This is a genomic window from Amaricoccus sp. (assembly GCF_017995835.1).
Lineage (GTDB): Bacteria > Pseudomonadota > Alphaproteobacteria > Rhodobacterales > Rhodobacteraceae > Amaricoccus.
In genome coordinates this window covers 1-19,615 of the sequence record NZ_JAGOID010000061.1, presented here as the reverse complement: position 1 = coordinate 19,615, position 19,615 = coordinate 1, and the positions used below count along the sequence as shown (strand labels likewise).

At 72.6% G+C, this 19,615-nt stretch carries 19 protein-coding genes; 15 read left to right on the top strand and 4 right to left on the bottom strand.

Features of this window, described 5'->3' with window-relative positions; translation table 11 throughout:
- On the bottom strand, nucleotides 1-329 hold a 329-nt coding region (locus KBA23_RS10680; RefSeq protein ID WP_290740549.1), incomplete at its 3' end, for an alcohol dehydrogenase catalytic domain-containing protein.
- Nucleotides 330-532: 203 nt separating this feature from the next.
- Between KBA23_RS10680 and KBA23_RS10675 the strand changes: the two genes are divergently transcribed.
- The gene (locus tag KBA23_RS10675; protein ID WP_290740546.1) at nucleotides 533-787 is read left to right on the top strand and encodes a hypothetical protein; all 255 of its coding nucleotides are present in this window, start codon (nucleotides 533-535) and stop codon (nucleotides 785-787) included.
- Here the strand turns inward: KBA23_RS10675 and KBA23_RS10670 are convergent.
- Nucleotides 775-1,563: a DeoR/GlpR family DNA-binding transcription regulator gene (locus tag KBA23_RS10670; RefSeq protein ID WP_290740543.1), complete on the bottom strand. Its 789-nt coding sequence runs from the start codon at nucleotides 1,561-1,563 to the stop codon at nucleotides 775-777. The two genes, KBA23_RS10675 and KBA23_RS10670, sit on opposite strands and share 13 nt — an antisense overlap.
- Before the next feature lie 129 nt (nucleotides 1,564-1,692).
- On the opposite strand from KBA23_RS10670, the gene KBA23_RS10665 reads away from it, so the two are divergent.
- The 10 genes from KBA23_RS10665 (at nucleotide 1,693) to KBA23_RS10620 (ending at nucleotide 14,684) form a co-directional block, all read left to right on the top strand.
- Nucleotides 1,693-2,643, top strand: a complete 951-nt coding sequence (locus KBA23_RS10665) for an ABC transporter substrate-binding protein (RefSeq protein WP_290740540.1) — start codon at nucleotides 1,693-1,695, stop codon at nucleotides 2,641-2,643.
- Between the two features lie 129 nt (nucleotides 2,644-2,772).
- Complete coding sequence (locus KBA23_RS10660; protein ID WP_290740536.1) at nucleotides 2,773-3,801, top strand: ATP-binding cassette domain-containing protein; 1,029 nt, start codon at nucleotides 2,773-2,775, stop codon at nucleotides 3,799-3,801.
- On the top strand, nucleotides 3,798-5,789 hold the full coding sequence (locus tag KBA23_RS10655; RefSeq protein WP_290740535.1) for a proline/glycine betaine ABC transporter permease: 1,992 nt from the start codon (nucleotides 3,798-3,800) through the stop codon (nucleotides 5,787-5,789). The genes KBA23_RS10660 and KBA23_RS10655 overlap by 4 nt, the downstream gene beginning before the upstream one ends.
- On the top strand, nucleotides 5,786-6,691 hold the full coding sequence (locus tag KBA23_RS10650) for a phosphotransferase (RefSeq protein WP_290740532.1): 906 nt from the start codon (nucleotides 5,786-5,788) through the stop codon (nucleotides 6,689-6,691). Before KBA23_RS10655 ends, KBA23_RS10650 begins: the two co-directional genes overlap by 4 nt.
- Nucleotides 6,688-9,132 carry an FAD-dependent oxidoreductase gene (locus KBA23_RS10645; protein WP_290740529.1) on the top strand — a complete coding sequence of 815 codons (2,445 nt, stop codon included), beginning with the start codon at nucleotides 6,688-6,690 and terminating at the stop codon, nucleotides 9,130-9,132. Before KBA23_RS10650 ends, KBA23_RS10645 begins: the two co-directional genes overlap by 4 nt.
- A gap of 282 nt (nucleotides 9,133-9,414) precedes the next feature.
- Nucleotides 9,415-10,401 (top strand): DMT family transporter, encoded by a 987-nt coding sequence (locus KBA23_RS10640; RefSeq protein ID WP_290740526.1) that lies wholly within the window; start codon nucleotides 9,415-9,417, stop codon nucleotides 10,399-10,401.
- The gene (locus KBA23_RS10635; protein ID WP_290740523.1) at nucleotides 10,398-11,519 is read left to right on the top strand and encodes a hypothetical protein; all 1,122 of its coding nucleotides are present in this window, start codon (nucleotides 10,398-10,400) and stop codon (nucleotides 11,517-11,519) included. Before KBA23_RS10640 ends, KBA23_RS10635 begins: the two co-directional genes overlap by 4 nt.
- 187 nt (nucleotides 11,520-11,706) lie before the next feature.
- The gene (locus KBA23_RS10630) at nucleotides 11,707-13,002 is read left to right on the top strand and encodes a cytochrome P450 (RefSeq protein ID WP_290740520.1); all 1,296 of its coding nucleotides are present in this window, start codon (nucleotides 11,707-11,709) and stop codon (nucleotides 13,000-13,002) included.
- Nucleotides 13,003-13,122: 120 nt separating this feature from the next.
- A complete protein-coding gene (locus tag KBA23_RS10625) occupies nucleotides 13,123-14,070 on the top strand; it encodes a 2-dehydro-3-deoxygalactonokinase (RefSeq protein WP_290740517.1) in 948 nt (315 codons plus the stop codon).
- Nucleotides 14,067-14,684 carry a 2-dehydro-3-deoxy-6-phosphogalactonate aldolase gene (locus KBA23_RS10620; RefSeq protein WP_290740514.1) on the top strand — a complete coding sequence of 206 codons (618 nt, stop codon included), beginning with the start codon at nucleotides 14,067-14,069 and terminating at the stop codon, nucleotides 14,682-14,684. Before KBA23_RS10625 ends, KBA23_RS10620 begins: the two co-directional genes overlap by 4 nt.
- A 250-nt stretch (nucleotides 14,685-14,934) precedes the next feature.
- Here KBA23_RS10620 and KBA23_RS10615 read toward each other — a convergent pair whose 3' ends face one another.
- Nucleotides 14,935-15,210, bottom strand: a complete 276-nt coding sequence (locus KBA23_RS10615; RefSeq protein ID WP_290740511.1) for a DUF2277 domain-containing protein — start codon at nucleotides 15,208-15,210, stop codon at nucleotides 14,935-14,937.
- A gap of 105 nt (nucleotides 15,211-15,315) precedes the next feature.
- A complete protein-coding gene (locus tag KBA23_RS10610) occupies nucleotides 15,316-16,455 on the bottom strand; it encodes an aminotransferase class I/II-fold pyridoxal phosphate-dependent enzyme (protein ID WP_290740558.1) in 1,140 nt (379 codons plus the stop codon).
- A gap of 177 nt (nucleotides 16,456-16,632) precedes the next feature.
- On the opposite strand from KBA23_RS10610, the gene KBA23_RS10605 reads away from it, so the two are divergent.
- From KBA23_RS10605 to KBA23_RS10590, 4 genes are all read left to right on the top strand, one after another.
- The gene (locus KBA23_RS10605; RefSeq protein WP_366935309.1) at nucleotides 16,633-17,964 is read left to right on the top strand and encodes a M48 family metalloprotease; all 1,332 of its coding nucleotides are present in this window, start codon (nucleotides 16,633-16,635) and stop codon (nucleotides 17,962-17,964) included.
- 126 nt (nucleotides 17,965-18,090) lie between these two features.
- The gene (locus KBA23_RS10600; RefSeq protein ID WP_290740507.1) at nucleotides 18,091-18,837 is read left to right on the top strand and encodes a DsbA family protein; all 747 of its coding nucleotides are present in this window, start codon (nucleotides 18,091-18,093) and stop codon (nucleotides 18,835-18,837) included.
- 164 nt (nucleotides 18,838-19,001) lie between these two features.
- Nucleotides 19,002-19,499 (top strand): acetyl-CoA carboxylase biotin carboxyl carrier protein, encoded by a 498-nt coding sequence (accB, locus tag KBA23_RS10595; protein ID WP_290740504.1) that lies wholly within the window; start codon nucleotides 19,002-19,004, stop codon nucleotides 19,497-19,499.
- Between the two features lie 23 nt (nucleotides 19,500-19,522).
- Nucleotides 19,523-19,615: biotin carboxylase N-terminal domain-containing protein (locus KBA23_RS10590; protein ID WP_290740552.1), on the top strand; the 93-nt coding region annotated here is incomplete at its 3' end.

Below are 19,615 nucleotides of genomic sequence, written 5' to 3'. Positions count from 1 at the left end.
GTTCCGGGGCCGTCCTGGCTGCAAAAGCCGCAGAGGCAGGCGTTGGACCAGCCCGAGGGGGTGATGGCGCCGGCGATGACGCGCTGGCCCTCGCGATAGCCCGTGACCGACGAGCCGAGCTTCTCGATGACGCCGACCGGCTCGTGGCCGATGGTGAGGCCCTTCGCCACCGGGTACTCGCCCTTGAGAATATGGACGTCGGTGCCGCAAATCGTCGTCGTGGTGACGCGGATCAGCGCGTCGGACGGGCCGACGTCGGGAATCGGCTTGTCCTCGAGGACGATGCGGTTCTTCTCGACGAAGACGGCGGCTTTCATCTTGCTGGCCAAGGTCATCTCCCGGTCATGCTCACGGAACGCGCCCATTCGCCTCCGTGGCTGCGGCGAGACCATGGCCCAGACGCAGCGTCGCGATGTTGAGCAGGATCAAGGCAGGGACGATTCCCGGACCGCTCGCCCCCGCGTGCTTCCGCCTTTCGCCAAACCGAAACGCCGCCTTTCCTCCTTCTCGCTTGCACCTGGTGGAGGGGATGATGACGACCCCCGTCGCGCGCGCTCGGACGGCGGAGCGCTATGCCCGCATCATCGCCGACGACGACATAGACGCGTTCGTGCCCCAGTCATTCTGGCAAGGCGCCGTCGACGCCCTGGTCGGGCACGTGCGCGAAGGCCGCGTGGCCGATGGCTTCATCGCGGCGATCGAGACCTGCGGCGCCGTGCTCGCCGAGCATTTCCCCAATGCCGACGGCAACCCGAACGAGTTGCCCGACCGCATCTACTTCATCTGAAGGGAGAAGGCCGGTTCCGCGACGACGGCCGTCACGACCTCCACCGCGGCGGCGGCAAGGGCGGCGGCGGCCGCGTCAGGCGGGGGAACGTCGGTGACGAAGACGTCGATCTCGTCGAGCGGGCAGACCGGCACGGCGGCGCGGAGGTCGAACTTCGAGCGGTCGGCCGCGACCATCAGCCGGTCGGCGCGCTCGAGCATCGCCCGGGCCACGCGGGCCTCGTCGAGGTGGAAATCGGCGACGCCGTGCCCGGGGTCGAGCGCGCCGGCCGAGAGGATGGCGAGATCGGCGCGGAACTGCGCCACGAAACCGAGCGCCTCGGGGCCGACCATGGCGCCGAGGTCGGGGCGGAGTTCGCCGCCGGCGAGGTAGATGCGGTGGTCGCCCCGGCCGACCATGGCGCGGGCGATCTCGATCGAGTTGGTGACGACGGTCAGTTCGCGCCGCGCCGCCAGCGCCTCGGCGACAAATACGGTCGTGGAACCGGTGTCGAGCATGACGCTCGCGCCGTCAGGCACGCGCGCACCGACAGCCAGCGCGATCGCCCGCTTGGCGGCGGCGCGCACGCCCATGCGGCGCTGGAACGGCGGCTCGCGCTCGGACAGCGCGACGGCGCCGTGCGCCCGCACGAGCAGACCCTCGTCCACCAGCGGGCGGACATGGCGGCGAATCGTCTCGCCGGAGACGTTGAGGCTGGCGGCCAGCGCCGCGATCGTCGCCCTGCCCTGGCCGCGCACCGCGTCGAGGATCTCGTTCTGCCAGCGGCTCGTCGCCATCGGTTTCTCCGGTCTCTGGTCAAAGACTGCGCAAGCCGGTCGCCAAACGCAACGCAATTGTGGATTTCTGTTGACCTGCCGTTGATTCTGCCCCGACCATGTCCGAGCCAACAGGGGGAGACCTATCCGATGATGCGACGCGCGCTCGCCGCCACCGCGCTCTCGTCCAGCCTTGCCCTCGGCGCCGCGGCCACCGCGCAGGACTCGCCCGACCCGATCAAGCTGACGCTCCACGACTGGACCGGCCAGCTCATCACCACGACGATCATGGGCGAGGTGCTGAAACAGGCCGGCAACAACGTGGACTACGTCCAGGCCGACTATCTCGCGCAGTTCGCGGGGCTCAAGACCGGCGACCTCGACGTGGCCATGGAGATCTGGGAGACCACCGGCCGCGAGGCGATGGACGAGGCGACCGCCACCGGCCAGGTCGAGAACCTCGGCGAGACGGGGATGCAGGCCATCGAGGAATGGTGGTATCCCGCCTACATGGCCGATCTCTGCCCCGGCCTGCCCGCCTGGGAGGCGCTCCTGGAGGACGCCTGCGCCGAGGCGTTCTCCACGCCGGAAACCGCGCCCGACGGCCGCTATCTCGGCGGCCCCGTCACCTGGGGCGGCTTCGACGAGGAACGGATCGAGGCGCTGGACCTGCCGTTCCAGGTCATTCACGCCGGCACCGACGCGGCGCTCTTCGCCGAGCTGGAGAGCGCCTATCAGCGCAAGGCGCCGATCCTGCTCTGGATCTATGCCCCGCACTGGGCGCCGATCAAGTACGCGGGCGAGTGGGTGGCGTTCCCGCCCTACGAACCCGCCTGCTATGCCGACCCGGCCTGGGGCGTGAACCCGGACATGACGCACGACTGCGGCAAGCCCCGCGGGCCGATCTGGAAGGTGGCCTGGTCGGGCGTCAAGGAGAAGTGGCCGGGCGCCTACGAGGCGATCAAGGCGTTCGACGTCTCCAACGAGGAGATGGGCCAGATGATCGCCAAGGTCGATCTCGAAGGCGGCACGGTAGAGGGCGTGGTCGCCGAATGGATGGATGCGAACAAGGATCGCTGGTCCGGCTGGATCGGCAAATGACCAGGGCGGCGTTGGGGGGAGCGCGCCGTTCCGTTGCGGACGCCGTCCCTTGCGGGCGGCGTCCGCCGCGCCCGGTTCGCCGGTTCGCGCGCCGGGATACTCTGCGCGCTCGCGCCTGAGGTCCCGGCCATGCCGGCGACGGAAAAACTCGTCTGCCGCGGGGTGTGGAAGCTGTTCGGGCCGGGCGCGGAGGCGTTCCTCGCCCGAACCCCGTCCCCATCGCGCGAGGCGGTCGCGGCCGCGAGGCTGGTCCCCGCCGTGATCGACGCCTCGCTCTCGGTGGCCGAGGGCGAGTGCTTCGTCATCATGGGCCTGTCCGGGTCGGGCAAGTCGACGCTGGTGCGCTGCCTGTCGCGGCTGGTCGAGCCGAGCGCCGGCGAGATCCGCTTCGAGGGGCGCGACCTGCGCGCGGCGTCGGAGCGGGAGCTGATCGAACTGCGCCGGCACCGGATGGGCATGGTCTTCCAGCATTTCGCGTTGCTGCCGCATCTGAGCGTGCTCGAGAATGTCGCCTTTCCGCTGGCGGTGCAGGGCGTGGCGCGCGCGACGCGCGAGGCGCGGGCGCGGGAGATGATCGCGCTGGTGGGGCTCGAAGGGCGCGAGGGGCGGCTGCCGCGCGAGCTTTCGGGCGGGCAGCAGCAACGGGTCGGAATCGCGCGTTCGCTCGCGGTCGGGCCGGAGCTGTGGTTCCTCGACGAGCCGTTCTCGGCGCTCGATCCGTTGATCCGGCGCGAGATGCAGAACGAGTTCCTGCGGCTGCAATCGCGGCTGCGCAAGACCATCGTCTTCATCACCCACGATTTCGACGAGGCGATCCGGCTGGCCGACCGCATCGCCATCATGCGCGACGGGCGGATCATCCAGACCGGGACGGCGGAGGAACTGATCCTCGCGCCGGCGGATCCGTACGTGGCGGATTTCACCCGGGAGGCGCCGCGGGCCAAGATCCTGTCGGCGCGCGCGATCATGCGGCCGCCGACCGACGCGCCGGTGGCGGGGACGATCGAGGCCGGGCGGCGGGTCGCCGATTTCGCCGCCGAGATCGAGGCGGCGGGAGCGCCCTTCGCGGTGGTGGAGAACGGCAGGCCGATCGGCGCGGTGGGGCGCGCGGAGGTGATGGCGGTGCTGCTCGGCCGGCCGCCGGAGGGGCGCGCATGATCGCCGCGACGCTTGCGGCGCCGGCAAGCGGACCGGGGCGGCGCTCGTCGTGGCTTCTGGCCTGGCTCGTCGTGCTGGCGGTCACGATCGGGTTCTCGCACCTGCCGCGCGGGACGCTCGACGGGCTGTGGGAGGAGGTGCCGCGGGGCATGCAGATCCCGGTCGCGCGCTGGATCTCGGCGGCGACGGCCTGGCTGGTCGACGACGCGCGCATCGGCCCCGTGGCGTTTCGCGACGTGACGCGCGGGTTGGCGGCCCTGCTCGAGGCGCCGCTGCGGGCCGCCTCGTCGCTCCTCGCCACCGGGCTGATGCGCGGCGAGGGCTCGGCCGCGGTGCGTCTCTTGCCGCCGCTGCCCTGGCTCGGGGTGGTCGGCGCCGGCGCGCTGCTCGGGCTCCATGCCGGGGGCGCGCGGCTCGCGGCGCTGATGGCGGCCTGCCTCGGCTATCTCGCCGTCTTCGGACAGTGGCAGAGCGCGATGACGACGCTCGCCTCCATCGCGATCGCCGTGCCGCTCGGGGTGGCGGGCGGGCTCTTGCTCGGCATCGCCGCCTATCGCAGCCGACGCTTCGAGGCGGCGCTGTCGCCCGTCCTCGACGCCATGCAGACGGCGCCGGTCTTCGCCTATCTGCTGCCGATCCTCGTCCTCTTCGGCTTCGGCCCGGCGGCGGCGCTGATCGCCACGGTGATCTACGCGATGCCGCCGATGGTGCGGGTGACGCAGCTGGCGCTGCGCGGGGTGTCGCCCGAGATCGTCGAATACGGGCGCATGGCCGGCGCGACGCCGCGCCAGCTCGTCTGGCGGGTGATGGTGCCCTCGGCGCGGGCGCCGCTGATGGTGGGCGTGAACCAGGTGATCATGCTGTCGCTCAACATGGTCATCATCGCCTCGATGATCGGCGCCGGCGGACTCGGCTACGACGTGCTGACCTCGCTCCGGCGGCTGGACATCGGCGGCGGGCTCGAGGCCGGGGTGGCGATCGTCGTCCTCGCCGTGGCGCTCGACCGGCTGAGCCAGGCCTATGCGGCGCGCGCCGGGCACGGGCTGCCGCGCTCGCGGCTGCCGCTGGCGGCGCTCGCCGCCGCGGTCGCGGCCTGGGGGCTCGCGTTCCTCGTCCCGGCCGTGGCGGTCTATCCGGAGGGCTGGCAGGTCTCGACCTCCGACTTCTGGGCGGGCGCGATCGAGTGGCTGAACGTGAACTATTTCGACACGTTCGAGGCGATCAAGACCGCGGTGCTGACCAATCTCCTCCTGCCCGTGCGCCGCGTGCTCGTCGCCGTTCCGTGGTGGTGGGGAACCTTCGTGATCGCGCTCGCCATGTGGCGGATCGGCGGGTCGCGCCGCGCCGGCATCGCCGCGGGGTTCGCGCTCTTCGTCGCCTTCACCGGCTACTGGGCGCCGGCGATGGTCTCGATCTACCTGGTCGGCGTCTCGGTGCTGATCGCCGCCGCCATCGGCGTGCCGGTCGGGATCGCCTCCGGCCTGTCGCCGCGGGTCTGGGCCTGGGTGCAGCCGGCGATCGACACCCTCCAGACGCTGCCCTCGTTCGTCTACCTGATCCCGGTCGTCATGCTGTTCCGGGTCGGCGAGTTCACCGCGCTGATCGCCATCGTGCTCTACGCCGTCGCGCCGGCGATCCGCTACACGGCGCTCGGCGTGCGCGAGGTCGATCCCGCACTGATCGAGGCGGCGACGGCGATGGGCACGACGCCGGCGCAGCGGGTGCTGCGGGTGCGTCTGCCGCTGGCCGCGCCGGAAGTCCTGCTCGGGCTAAGCCAGACCGTGCTCCTCGCCGTGTCTATGCTGGTCATCACCGCGCTCGTCGGCACACGCGACCTGGGGCAGGAGGTCTACATCGCGCTGACCAAGGCCGACGTCGGCCGCGGCCTCGTCGCCGGCGCCTGCATCGCCATGCTGGCGATGCTCGCCGACCGGATGCTGACGCAAGGCGCGGCGCGGCTGCGCCGGCGGCTGGGGCTCGCGCCATGAACCGCGCGGCGACCCGCGCCGCGGAAGCGCGCCGGCTGGCCGAAGGGCTGCCGATCTGGTCGGGTCCGGTCACGGCCGAGCCGCTCGCGGGGGGCATGACCAACCTCAACTTCACCGTCACCGACGCGGGCCGTCGCTACGTCGTCCGGGTCGGCGGCGACATCCCCGAGCACGGCGTCTTGCGGGCTGCCGAACTCGCCGCCTCGCGCGCCGCCCATGCCGCCGGGCTCGCGCCGGCGGTGCGCCACGCCGGGCCCGGGGTGCTCGTGGTGGACTGGATCGACGGCCGCCCGCTCGATGCGACCGACGTCCGCGCGCCCGCGAACCTCGATCGGCTGGCCGATCTCCTGCGCCGCGTCCACCACGAGACGCCGCGGCATTTCCGCGGTCCCACCCCGATCTTCTGGGTGTTCCAGGTGATCCGCGACTACGCCGCCACGCTGACGGAGACCGGCGGCCCCCACGCCGGGCGGGTCGCCGGCTTCGCCGCCCGGGCGGCGGCGCTCGAGGAAGCCGTGGGACCGGTCCGCATCGTCTTCGGGCACAACGACCTCCTTCCGGCCAACATCCTCGACGACGGCGACCGGCTCTGGCTGGTCGACTGGGAGTACGCGGCCTTCAACTCGCCGCTCTTCGATCTCGGCGGGCTCGCCTCCAACGCCGGAATGGACGCGGCCGGACGCGCAGCCCTCCTCGAGGCCTATTTCCGCGCCGCGCCCGATCCGGGCCTTGCCCGCGCCTTCGACGCCATGACCGCCGCCTCGCTCCTGCGCGAGACCATGTGGAGCATGGTCTCCGAGGCGCACTCCGGCCTCGACTTCGACTATGCCGCCTACACCGCCGAGAACCTCGCCCGCTTCGAGGCGGCCTGGGCGGTCTTCCGGGAGAGCCATGTGCCATGACCGAGCTTCCGACGTCGGCAAGGATCGTCGTGGTGGGCGGCGGCATCGTGGGAACCTCGACGGCCTACCACCTCGCGGCGATGGGCCAGGAGACGCTGCTGCTGGAGCGCCACCGGCTCTCCTCCGGGTCGAGCTGGCACGCCGCCGGTCTGGTCGGCCAGTTGCGCTCCAACGCCAACATCACCCAGCTCCTCGGCTATTCCGTCGATCTCTACGGCCGGCTGGAGGCCGAAACCGGGCTCGCGACCGGCTGGAAGATGAACGGCGGCCTGCGGCTCGCCTGCACGCCGGAGCGATGGACCGAGGTCCGCCGGCAGGCGACCATGGCGCGGTCCTTCGGGCTCGAGATGCAGCTCCTGACCCCGCGCGAGGCGCAGGAACTGTGGCCGCTGATGACGATCGACGACGTGATCGGCGCGGCGTTCCTGCCGACCGACGGCCAGGCCTCGCCCTCCGACATCGTGCAGGCGCTGGCCCGCGGCGCCCGGATGGCCGGCGCGACCATCCGCGAGGGCGTCGCCGTCACCGGCATCCGCGTCGAGAAGGGCCGGGTCCGCGGGATCATGACCAGCGCCGGGCCGGTCGCCTGCGAGAAGCTGGTCCTGTGCTGCGGCCAGTGGACGCGCGAGCTTGCCGCCAACGTCGGCGTCAACGTCCCCCTCGTCAGCGTCCAGCACCAGTACCTGATCACCGAGCCGGTCCCCGGCGTCACCGCCGGCCTGCCGACCCTGCGCGACCCCGACCGGCTCACCTACTGGAAGGAGGAGGTCGGCGGGCTCACGATGGGCGGCTACGAGCCGAACCCGAAGCCCTGGGCCGAGGGCGGCGTGCCCGAGAACTTCGCCTTCCAGCTCCTGCCGAACGACCTCGAGCATTTCGAGCCGACAATGGCCCGTGCCCTCGGCCGGGTGCCGGCGCTGGAGACCGCGGGGATAAAGTCCTTCATCAACGGCCCCGAGAGCTTCACCCCCGACGGCAACTTCATCCTCGGGCCGGCCCCGGAGGTGGCGGGGCTCTACGTCGGCGCCGGCTTCAATGCCTTCGGCATCGCCTCGGGCGGCGGCGCGGGCATGGCGCTCGCCGAATGGACGGCGAACGGCGCGCCGCCCTATGACCTCTGGCCGGTCGACATCCGCCGCTTCGGCCGTAACATGCTGTCGACGCGCGCGGTTCGGGAGCGGACGCTCGAAGCCTGCGCCCGCCACTACGCCATGGCCTGGCCGCACGAGGAATACTTCGCCGCCCGTCCCGCCCGGCGCTCGCCGCTCTACGACCGGCTGAAGGCGCGCGGCGCGGTTTTCGGGGAGAAGCTCGGCTGGGAGCGGCCGAACTGGTTCGCCGCCCCGGGCGAGCCGGCCGAGGACGTGCCTACCTTCGGGCGGCCGAACTGGTTCGACGCGGTGGCGCGCGAACACCGCGCCTGTCGCGAGGCGGCGGCAGTGTTCGACCAGACCTCGTTCGCCAAGCTCCTCGTCACCGGGAGGCACGCCGAGGCGGCGCTCTCGTGGATCTGCGCGAACGACGTGATCCGGCCGCCCGGGAGCCTCGTCTATACCCAGATGCTGAACGCCCGCGGCGGGGTCGAGTGCGACCTGACGCTGGCGCGGCTCGACGAGGAGACGTTCTACATCGTCACCGGCACCGGCTTCGCGACCCACGATTTCGACTGGATCCGGCGCAACGTGCCGCCGGGGCTCGACGTGCGGCTGCACGACGCGACCTCGCAGAACGCGGTCCTGTCGCTGATGGGGCCGCGGGCCCGCGACATCCTCGCGCCTCTGGCCGAGGAGGACGTCTCGAACGCGGCATTTCCGTTCGGGACCTGCCGGCGGCTCCGCGTCGCCGGGGCCCCGGTGCTGGCGCTGCGGATCACCTATGTGGGCGAGCTCGGCTGGGAGCTGCATGTGCCGGTCGAATTCGCCGCGACGGTCCATGACGCGCTCATGCAGGCCGGCGCGCCCCTCGGGCTTCGCGACGCCGGCTATCGCGCCATCGAATCGCTGCGGCTCGAGAAGGGCTACCGCGCCTGGGGGTCGGACATCGGGCCGGACCATTCCCCGCTGGTCGCCGGCCTCGGCTTCGCGGTGAAGCTGCGCAAGAACGTGCCCTTCCTCGGCCGCGAGGCGCTGGAGGCGCAGCGCGACGGACGGCTGCCGCGACTCCTCGCCGGGTTCGCCGTCGCCGATCCCGCGGTGGTCCTGCTCGGCCGCGAGACGATCTACCGCGACGGCAAGCGCGTCGGCTGGCTGTCGAGCGGCGGCTTCGGCCACACGATCGGCCGCCCGATCGGGTACGGCTACGTGCGCGACCCCGAGAACGGCGTCGACGCCGGCCACGTCCTTTCCGGCCGATACGAGCTCGAGGTGGCGACCGAACGCGTGCCGGCGGAGGTGTTCCTCCGCCCGCCCTGGGATCCCGACGGCGCCCGCATCCGCGCCTGAGCCCCATACGGCGACACCTCATACCGGCGGACTCATGAGACGACTCGCGGACCTGTTTTGACGTTTGACATTTTTATCGTTTTTATTCAGGTAGTTACCCGTCTATCACGCGTGTTAGCCCGTGTTGCGCCGGGTGGCTTGGCGGACTCGCCGGTATCATTGTCAGGCCCGCGCCGCGGGACCGCGCCGGCCGCCGGGCTTGCCGCGCGCGGGGGGCTGGCGTATCCGCGGGGCTCCGGCCGGCTCTCTCGGCCCTTGCCCCGAGCCGAGCCGAGCCGCGCCATGCCCGCCCCCTTCCAGCCCGACACCGCGCGCCGGGCCCAACGCCTCGGCATCGCCATCGCGTTCCTCGGAATGCTGATGTTCGCGCTGAACGACGTGATGGGGAAATGGCTCGTCGCCACCTATTCCGTCGGACAGGTGCTGCTGCTGCGCAGCGTCGCGGCGCTCGTCGTGCTCGCGCCCGTCCTCTGGACCCGCCGCGTGCGGCTCTGGCCGCTGGAACGCCCGTGGATGCAACTGCTGCGCGCCGCCGCCTCCACCCTCGAGGTCTGGTGCTTCTACTACGCGGTCAGCTCGCTGCCGCTCGCCGACGTGATGACCTACTGGCTCGCCGGCCCGATCTATGTCGCCGCCGCCTCGCCCCTCGTCCTCGGCGAGCGGATCGGCCCCTGGCGCTGGGGCGCCATCCTCGTCGGCTTCGCCGGCGTCGTCGTGGCGCTCCGTCCGGGCGCGCAGACGCTCGACCCTGCCGTCCTCGTCTCGCTCTTCGGCTCGACGATGTTCGCCGTCATGGTCCTCGGCGCCCGGATGCTGCGCGCCACCCCGGACGGCGCGCTGGTGTTCTGGCAGATCGCCGGGGCGCTCGTCGCCGGCCTGGCCACCGCCTGGCACGGATGGACGCCGCCGACGGTCCGCGACGTCGGCCTGCTCTCGCTCCTCGGCGTCGTCGCCATGGGGGCGCACCTGCTGATCGCGCGATCGCTCAAGCTCGCCGACGCGGGGACCATCGCGCCGATGGAATACACGCTCCTCCTCTGGGCGATCCTGTTCGGATGGGTGTTCTTCTCCGACGTGCCGGAGCCCGTGACGCTCGTCGGGGCCGCGCTCATCACCGCCTCCGGCCTCGGGATCTGGCTCCGCGAGAGCCAGGCCGCCCCGGCCCGGCGCAGGCGCAGGCGCCCGCCTGACGACGGGGTTGACCCGGACCCCGGCGGCGGCTCCCATGGGCGGCCGGCCGCAAGGCCTCTGAGGGGAGAACGGCCATGATTCGCAATCTCGTCGCGGCCGCGCTGGTCGCCTGCGCCGCGCTTGCGCCCGCCACGGCGCAGGAGAAGAACGACGCCTTCGACTTCGCGGGCGACGTGTACCGCGCCGGGAGCACGGCGAGCTTCGCGGGACCGCAGGCGCACGACGCCTTCCTCGCCGGCGAGCGCGTCGACCTCTCGGGGCCGATCACCGGCTCCGCCCATCTCGCCGGCCGCCGCGTGGAGATCACCGGCGCGATCGGCGGCGATCTCTATGCCTTCGGAGCCGACGTGCGGCTCGCGGCGCCGGTCGCCGGCGCAGCCGCAATCGCCGGCTACGACGTCGGGGTAGAAGGCGCAGTCGGCGGCAACTTGCGCGCCGCCGGCAGGAGCGTCGAGGTCATGGCCCCGGTCGGCGGCGGCGCGCTGCTGACCGGCGGGCGGGTCGAACTCGCCGCCGCGGTCACCGGCGACGCCATGATCACCGCCGACGAGATCGTCTTCGGCGAGGGCGCGCGCGTCGACGGCAGGCTCACCCTCGTCCAGGAGGCCGGCCACGAGGTCGAGGTGCCCGCCTCGGTCGCGCCGCCCGAGCGGATCGAGCGGCAGGTGGCAACCGGCCACGGCATGGTCGGCATGGCGGGCCCGGGCTGGTTCGCGATCATCGCCGGGCTGCTTCTCGGCGTCGTCGTGCTCGCCATCCTCGCGATGCTCGTGCCGACCATCGCGCCCCGCCGGACCGAGCGGCTGCGGCTGATCGCCGGCGAGGCCCCGTTCCGAACCCTCGGGATCGGCTTCCTCGCGCTCTCGGCGCTGCTCGGCTCCGCGGTCCTGCTCGCCGTGACGCTGATCGGCATCGTCGTCGCCCCGGTGGCGCTCCTCCTCGCCGCGATCCTCGGCGCGCTCGGCTACATCGTGGCTGTCTACCTGCTCGGGGCCTGGATGCTGACGCGGGCGGGCGCGCTCGAGCCCGACACCTTCCCGGAATACGCGCTGGCCGGGGTGGTCGGCGCCGTCGTCGCGACGCTGCTTTCGCTCCTGCCTCTCGTCGGCTGGTTCGTGATGCTGGCGCTCACGCTGATCGGCGCCGGCGCCATCGCCATCTCCGTCATCCGCCCGCGGGACGAGTTCGCGCGCTGAGGCCGCCCGCTTCGCTCGGGCGCCTTCCAGGGGCCCGAGCGCCGGCGACTTAACCAATCGCGGTCGCCGGCTTTGACTCGGCCGCTCAATACTCGCAAAAGTCGAGGCGAACTTTCCGGAGCCCCGCGCTTGCGCTCCGGAAAGGGGGTGGCGGACATTGTATAGTATCGAGTGGGGGTGTGTGCGCATGACGAGATTCGTCGCACTGGAGGAGCCTGTGACCGAAGGGGCCGCAGTCTCCGAGATCGGCCGGGCATTCCGGTCCTTCGATCAGGCAGGGATGCACGAAATCCTTCGCCGCGCGCGTGCCGAAGAGCCTGTCTTCTTCGCGCCCGACATCGGTTACTACGTGGTGACCCGGCGCGCCGACGTGCTGGCCGTGTTCAGGGACCACCAGCGCTTCTCGGCGTCGATCGCGCTCAACCCGATGCGGCCGCTGCCGCCGGAGGTGTGCAACTTCCTGCGCGAGGGCCGCTTCACCCACCAGCAGATCCAGGCCAACGCCGACCAACCGGTCCACACCCGGGTGCGCGCCGCGGCGGCGCAGTTCCTCAACATGCGCCGCTTCCTGGGCATGGAGACGCAGGTACGGGCGCTGGTCGAGGAATACGCCGACCGGCTCGAGGGGGCGGAGACCGCCGACCTCGTCGCCGACATGACCTACGAACTGCCGATCCGGGCGATCCTGCTGCTGCTCGGCATCCCGGCCGAGGACGCGCCGCAGATCAAGCGCTGGGCCGACAAGCGGCTGCTCTTCACCTTCGGCGACCTGACCGCCGAGGAACAGATGGACGCCGCCCGCGACATGCTCGCCTACTGGCACTACTGCCGCGAGCTGGTCGCGGACCGCGTGCTGCATCCGGGCGAGGACTACGCCTCGGCGATGCTCGCCATCCGCGGCGGCGACGATGCTGTGCTGACGCTGAACGAGATCACCGGCCTCGTTTTCGGCATCCTGCTCGCCGGTCACGAGACGACGACCAACGCCTCGACCAACCTGATCCATGCGCTGCTGTCGCATCCGGCGGAATGGGCGCGCGTCGTCGCCGACCCGTCGCTCGTCGCGAACGCCGTCGAGGAGGGGCTGCGCTTCGCCTCCTCGGTGGTGAGCTGGCGGCGCATCGCGAAGGAGGATGTCGAGATCGGCGGGGTGACGATCCCCGCGGGCGGCCATGTGTTGCTGTCGCTCGCCTCGGCGAACCGGGACGAAGCCGATTTCGCCAACGCCGACCGCCTCGACATCGGCAGGGCGAACGCGCGGCAGCACGCCTCCTTCGGCTACGGCATCCATGTCTGCATCGGCGCGCCGCTGGCGCGGTTGCAGCTTCGGCTGATCCTCGAGGTTCTGGCGCGGCGCTTCCCGGCGATGGAGCTTGCGCCGGGGCAGGATCTAGAGTGGCTGCGCACGCTCTGCTTCCGCGGCCCGCGCAGCCTGATCGTCGCGCCGAACGGCCGCGCGGGCGCCGCCACGCTAGCGGCGTAGCCCGGTTCGGCCGGCCTCCCGTCCGGAGGAGGCTCGCTCCGTGAAATGGCGCGCGCCTGCCTCTGGCGACCGGACCGCCGCCCCCCTATACTGGCCTCCCCGCCCCGCCGAGGACGCCCGATGAGCCCAGCCCCACCCGACGAGGCGCCCGATCCGGCCCGGATCGCCTGGATCGCCGCCGACTGGGGCACGTCGAACCTTCGCGCCTGGGCGATGGACGCACACGGCCTCCCGCTCGCGGAGGCCGGGTCCGGCGCCGGCATGGGCGGCCTCGCCCGCGACGGCTTCGAGCCCGCGCTCGTCGCGCTGGTCGCGCCCTGGCTGGCGGCGGACCGCCGCACGGACGTCCTCGCCTGCGGCATGGTCGGGGCGCGCCAGGGCTGGATCGAGGCGCCCTACGCGACCGTGCCCTGCGCCCCGACGGGCCCGGCGGTCGAGGCCCCCGCGACCGACCCGCGGCTGCGCGTGCGCATCCTGCCGGGGTTGCGCCAGGACGGGGCCTGGGACGTCATGCGCGGCGAGGAGACCCAGATCGCCGGGCTGATCGCCGACGATCCCGGGTTCGACGGCGTCGCCTGCCTGCCGGGCACCCACACCAAATGGGCCCATGTCTCCGCCGGCGAGGTGGTGTCCTTCGCCTCCTTCATGACCGGCGAGCTTTTCGCGCTCGTCTCGACGGCCTCGGTCCTGCGCCATTCGGTTGCGACCGAGGGCTGGTCGGCGCCCGATTTCGCCGAGGCGGTCGAAGAGACGCTAGCCCGGCCGGAGCGCCTCGCCGGCCGGCTGTTCGGCATCCGCGCCGAGGGCCTGCTCGCCGGACTAGCCCCCGAGCGAGCCCGAGCGCGCCTGTCGGGGCTTCTGATCGGCGCCGAACTCGCCGCCGCCCGGCCCTACTGGCTCGGCCGCGACGTGGTGCTCGTCGGCGCCCCGGCGCTCGCCCGCGCCTACCGGGAGGCGCTGGCGCTGGCCGGCGTCGCCGCGCGCGAGGCGGACGCGGCCGCAATGACCCGCGCCGGCCTCGCCGCCGCGTGGACCCGTCTCGCCAACACAGAAAGGCGCCCCGCATGAGCCGCAGCCTGATCGCCATCCTCCGCGGCCTCGAGCCCGAACGCGCCGTCGAGATCGGCGAGATCCTGGTCGACGCCGGCATCGACTGGATCGAGGTCCCCCTCAACTCGCCCGAGCCGCTCGTCAGCATCGCGGCGATGCAGTCGGCTCTCGGCGCCCGCGCCCACATCGGGGCGGGCACGGTGCTGACGACGGCCGAGGTCGACGCCGTGGCCGGCACGGGCGCGACCTTCATCGTCGCGCCCAACTGCGACCCGCGGGTGATCGGCTGGGCGAAGGGGCTCGGCCTCGGGGCCTTTCCCGGCGTCTTCACCCCCAGCGAGTGCTTCACGGCCCTCGAGGCGGGCGCGGACGCGCTGAAGGTCTTTCCCGCCGGCCTGATGGGCACGGCCGGGTTCAAGGCGATCCGGACCGTCCTGCCGCGAGCGACCCGCGTCTTCGCTGTGGGCGGCGTCGGCCCGTCCGACTTCGCAAGCTGGCGCGACGCCGGCGCCGACGGCTTCGGCCTCGGCGGCTCGCTGTTCCAGCCGGGCTGGCCAACCGCGCGCATCGCCGAGGCGGCCCACGCCAGCGTCCGCGCGTGGGACGACGTCTACGGCCCCCTCCAGGAGTGACCGGCCGCGGTGGCGGCGCGGATCGCCGCCTCAGCGCATGAGGCCAACGGCCCCGAGCGCCGGGCTCGTGCCGGAGCCTTGTCGAATCCTGAAAAAGCGGCAAGCCGCATTCCAGCCCGATTCCAGCCGCGTTCCAGCCAGATAAAATCCTGCCGTTTCAGCCGCTTGCCCCGCCCCACCCCGGGCAAGCGGCCTTCGCGCCGTCCTGCCCACGGCCGCGGGTCGCGAGGTCGTTGGTATGCGTCGTCCCTCACCCCCCGCGCGCGAAGCGCAGGCGCGAGCGCTCCCGGGCACGGGCGGCCTCGACCTCGCGGTCCCGGGGCGGCGCGGCGGTGGTCAGCCCGGCGAGGAGTCGCCGCGAGGCGCCGGCCACCTCGTCGACCGCTCGGGCGAAGGCGACCTCGTTGGCGCGCGACGGAGCGGAGAACCCGCTGATCTTGCGAACGAACTGCACGGCGGCCGCGCGGATCTCGTCGTCGGTCGCCGGCGGCTCGAAATTGTGGAGCGGGCGGATGTTGCGGCACATGACGGCGCCTCCTCGATCTCTGCCATCAAGATGGGCCCGCGCCCGTCCCCTGTCGAGCCGCAGGCGCTCCCGGCCGGGTCTGATCCCGGCGGCCCCGAGCCGCCTTCAGCCCCCGGACCAGGCTTCGAGCCGGCGCAGCGCCTCGGCGATGTCCGCCGTCGGCCCGGCATAGGAGAAGCGCAGCGTCCGACGCCCGCGCTCCGGGTCGAAATCGAGCCCCGGCGTCGCGGCCACCCCCGCCTCGAGCAGGAGCCGCCGCGCCAGCGCGGAGCTGTCGTCGGTCAGTTCGGAGACGTCGGCATAGATGTAGAACGCCCCGTCCGGCGGCGCGAAGTGCGGGAACCCCGCCCGGCCCAGCCCCGCGACGAGAAGCTCCCGGTTGGCGCGGTAGACCTCGACATTGGCCTCGAGCTCGTCGGTCGCGTCGAGGGCGGCGAGCGCCGCGACCTGGCTGACGTGGGGCGGGCAGATGAACAGGTTCTGCGCCAGTCGCTCGACCCGGCGCACGTGGTCCTCCGGCACCACCAGCCAGCCCAGCCGCCACCCGGTCATCGAGAAGTACTTGGAGAAGGAGTTGACGACATAGACGTCGTCGTCGATCTCGAGCGCCGAGACCGCCCGCCCCCCGTACTGGATGCCGTGGTAGATCTCGTCCGAGACGAACGCGATCCCCCGCTCCCGCGCCGTCCCGATCAGCGCCCCGAGCGCCGCGCGGTCGAGCATGGAGCCGGTCGGATTGGCCGGGCTCGCCACCAGCAGGCCCGCAAGCCCGTCCGGCAGCGTCGCCGGCGTCGGCTGGAAGCGGTCCTCCTCCCGCGCCGCGAGGCCGACGGGCTCGACGTCGAGGGCGCGCATGATGTTTCGGTAGCTCGGATAGCCGGGCTCGGCGATCGCCACCCGGTCGCCGGCGTCGAAGAGGCTGGTGAAGGCGAGCACGAACCCCGCCGAGGAGCCCGCCGTCACCACGACCCGCGCCGGGTCGAGGTCGATCCCGTACCAGTCGCGGTAGAGCCGCGCGATCCGGGCCCGCAACTGCGGCAGGCCCAGCGCCACCGTGTAGCCGAGCGGATCGGACGCCATCGCCCGCGCCAGCGCCTCGCGCGCGGCGCGCGGGGCCGGCGTGCCCGGCTGGCCCACCTCCATGTGGATCACCGACCGCCCGCGCGCCTCCTCGCGGCGGGCCGCCTCCATGACGTCCATGACGATGAACGCGTCGACGTCGCCCCGGCGCGAGACCCTAACCATCGGCCCGCCACCGGCCTGTCGTCGCACCCGTCTCTCCGCCCGTCATCCCGATCCTCGTCGGTCCATCACAATGAGGGGATCGTCCCCGCGCCGCCTTGAGTTCCGCGGCGCGTCCCTCCAATCTCGCGCCATCATTGAGGCAGACGGCGCGAAGGCGCAACCCGAGGGAAGACCGAACTGGCGCCCGCACGCATCCTTGTCGCCGCCCTTCTCGCGGCGGTCGTCGCCTTCGCGGCGCCGGCCGCGACGGCGCAGTCGCTGGTCCGGGACGCCGAGATCGAGGCGACGCTGAAGCGCCTCGCCGCGCCGATGCTGCGCGCCGCGGGCCTTGGCCCGGGCAGCGTGCACATCTACATCCTCAATGATCGCGAGCCGAACGCCTTCGTCGCCGGAGGCTCGAACCTCTTCATCAACACCGGCCTCGTCACCCGGCTCAAGACCGTCGACCAGCTCCGCGCCGTCATGGCGCACGAGATCGGCCACATCGCCGGCGGCCACCTGACGCGCCGCGACCAGGCGCTCGGCGGCGCCCGCGGCATCGCCGCGATCGGCGCTGCGGCGGCGGTGGCGGCGGCGCTCGCCGGTGCGCCGGAGGCCAGCCTCGCCGTCGCCGCGAGCAGCCAGAACGCGGCGCTCCGCTCGGCGCTCGCCCACAGCCGCGCCGAGGAGGCGGCCGCCGACCAGGCGGGGCTGCGCTATCTCGCGGCCGCGGGCGGCGACCCGGAGGCCACGCTCGAGGTGCTGCGCCTGTTCCGCGGCCAGGAGGCGCTGCTCTCCTCCAGCCAGGACGCCTACACGCTCACGCATCCGCTCTGGTCCGAGCGCATCGCGCTCCTCGAGGACCGGATCGCGAAGATGCCGGACCCGCCGCCGACCGACCCGGCGGACGCCTACTGGCACGGCCGGATGGTGGCGAAGTTCAAGGGTTTCCTCAACACGCCCGGGCAGACGCTCAAATCCTACCCGGCTTCCGACACGTCGGAGGCGGCGACGCTCGCCCGTTCGGTGGCCTATCACCGCGAGCCGAGCCTGAAGCGCGCGCTCGCCAGCATCGACGCGCTGATCGCCGCCCGACCCGACGACCCCTATTATCACGAGCTCAAGGGCCAGTTCCTGCTCGAGGCCGGCCAGGCGAGCGCCGCCGCGCAGGAGTACCGCCGCGCCGTGGCGCTGGCGCCGAGGGATTCGCTGATCCTCGGCGGGCTCGGCCGCGCGCTCCTCAACGTCGGCGATCCGTCCGCGACGCGCGAGGCGGCCGAGATCCTGCGCCGCGCCGAGGCGGCCGACCGCGCCAACCCCGACGTGCTGCGCGACCTCGCGCTTGCCGAGGCGCGTCTCGGCAACGAGGGTCAGGCGGCGCTCGCGACCTCGGAGCGCTTCGCCATCGAGGGCCGCTTCAACGATGCGATCCGCTTCGCCACGCGCGCGAGCCGGATGCTGCCGGAGGGCTCGCCCGGCTGGAACCGCGCCCAGGACGTGATCACCATGGCGACGCGCGCCGCCCGATGACCGACCGGCGGCGCGCAGCCCGCGCCGCAACCGCATGCCGCGGCGCCCACGCCGCAGACCAAAAAGCCGGCGCCCGCCGCCGCCAACCGAAGATCGCGCGCATCGCGCCAGAACCAGGGAACCTTCATGTCGACCCGCCGCCTCGCCCTCCCCGCCCTCCTGCTCACCGCCTGCCTGCCCGGATCGGGCTGGGCCGAGATGACCTCGGACGAGCGCGCCGAATTCCGCGCCGAGGTGCGGGCCTATCTCCTCGAGAACCCGGACGTCCTCAACGAGATGGTCGCCCTCCTCGACGCCCGCGAGCGCGAAACGGCGGCGGCGCGCGACGACCAGATCATCGCCGAGAAGGCGGCCGAGATCTTCGACGACGGCTTCTCCTTCGTGCGCGGCGCGCCCGACGGCGACGTCACCATCGTCGCCTTCCTCGACTACCAGTGCGGCTACTGCAAGCGCGCGCACCCGGAGGTGCTTGACCTCCTCGCCGGCGACCCCGGCATCCGGCTGGTGGTCAAGGAGCTGCCGATCCTCGGGCCCGTGTCCGAATACGCCTCCCGCGCCGCGATCTCGACGCTGATCGTCGCCGGGCCCGAAGCCTATGGCGCGCTCAACGACCGGCTGCTGCGCGTGAAGGGCCAGCTGACCGAGGAACTGATCGACGCCGCGGTGGCGAAGTCCGGCGCCGACGCGGAGGCCGTCCGCGCCGGCATGGACGCGCCCGAGGTCACCCGCCGCATCGAGGCGACCCGCGCCATCGCGGGCGATCTCGCCATCCAGGGCACGCCGAGCTTCGTCTTCGGCAACCGCATGGTCCGCGGCTATGCGCCCCTCGCCGCCATGCGCGAGATGGTCGCCGAGGTCCGCGCCGACGGCTGATCCGGCCAGCGGCCCGTCCGTATGGAAAGGACGGCGGCGCCGGGCCGGCGCCACGTCGGGAGCGGCGGCGCGATTTCCGCCTTTCCAAGCCCCGGACTTGCCGTGTATGCAGAGGGCCCGCCGCGGGCCCACCCGCGCAGGGGCGAAAAGCGTCGGGGCGCATCATGAACAAGCGGCCGCACGAGTCGGATGTCGACTTCATCAAGGCCTTGGCGGAGTTGATCCGCGAAAACGACCTCACCGAGATCGAGGTCAAGCGCGAGTTCGGCGAGGACGACGCGCTGACCGTGCGCGTCGCCCGCCAGCCGGTCGCGCTCGCCGCGGCGCCGGCCCAGGTCCATTACGCGCCGGCCCCGGCCCATCCGGCCGCCGGCCCTGCCGCGCCTGCTCCCGCCGCCGCTGCTGCCGGCGGCGACCCGGCCGACGATCCCGGCGTGGTGAAGTCGCCGATGGTCGGCACCGCCTACCTTCAGGCCGAGCCCACGGCCCCGCCCTTCGTCAAGATCGGCGACGCGGTGGCGGAAGGCCAGACCATCCTGATCATCGAGGCGATGAAGACGATGAACCAGATCCCGGCGCCCCGCGCCGGACGGGTGAAGCGCATCCTGGTCGACGACGGGTCGCCGGTCGAGTTCGGCGCGCCGCTCATCATCCTGGAATGAGCCCCGCCAGAGGGGAGGCCCCGATGTTCAAGAAGGTCCTGATCGCAAATCGCGGCGAGATCGCGCTGCGCGTGCACCGGGCCTGCAAGGAGATGGGCATCTCCACGGTCGCCATC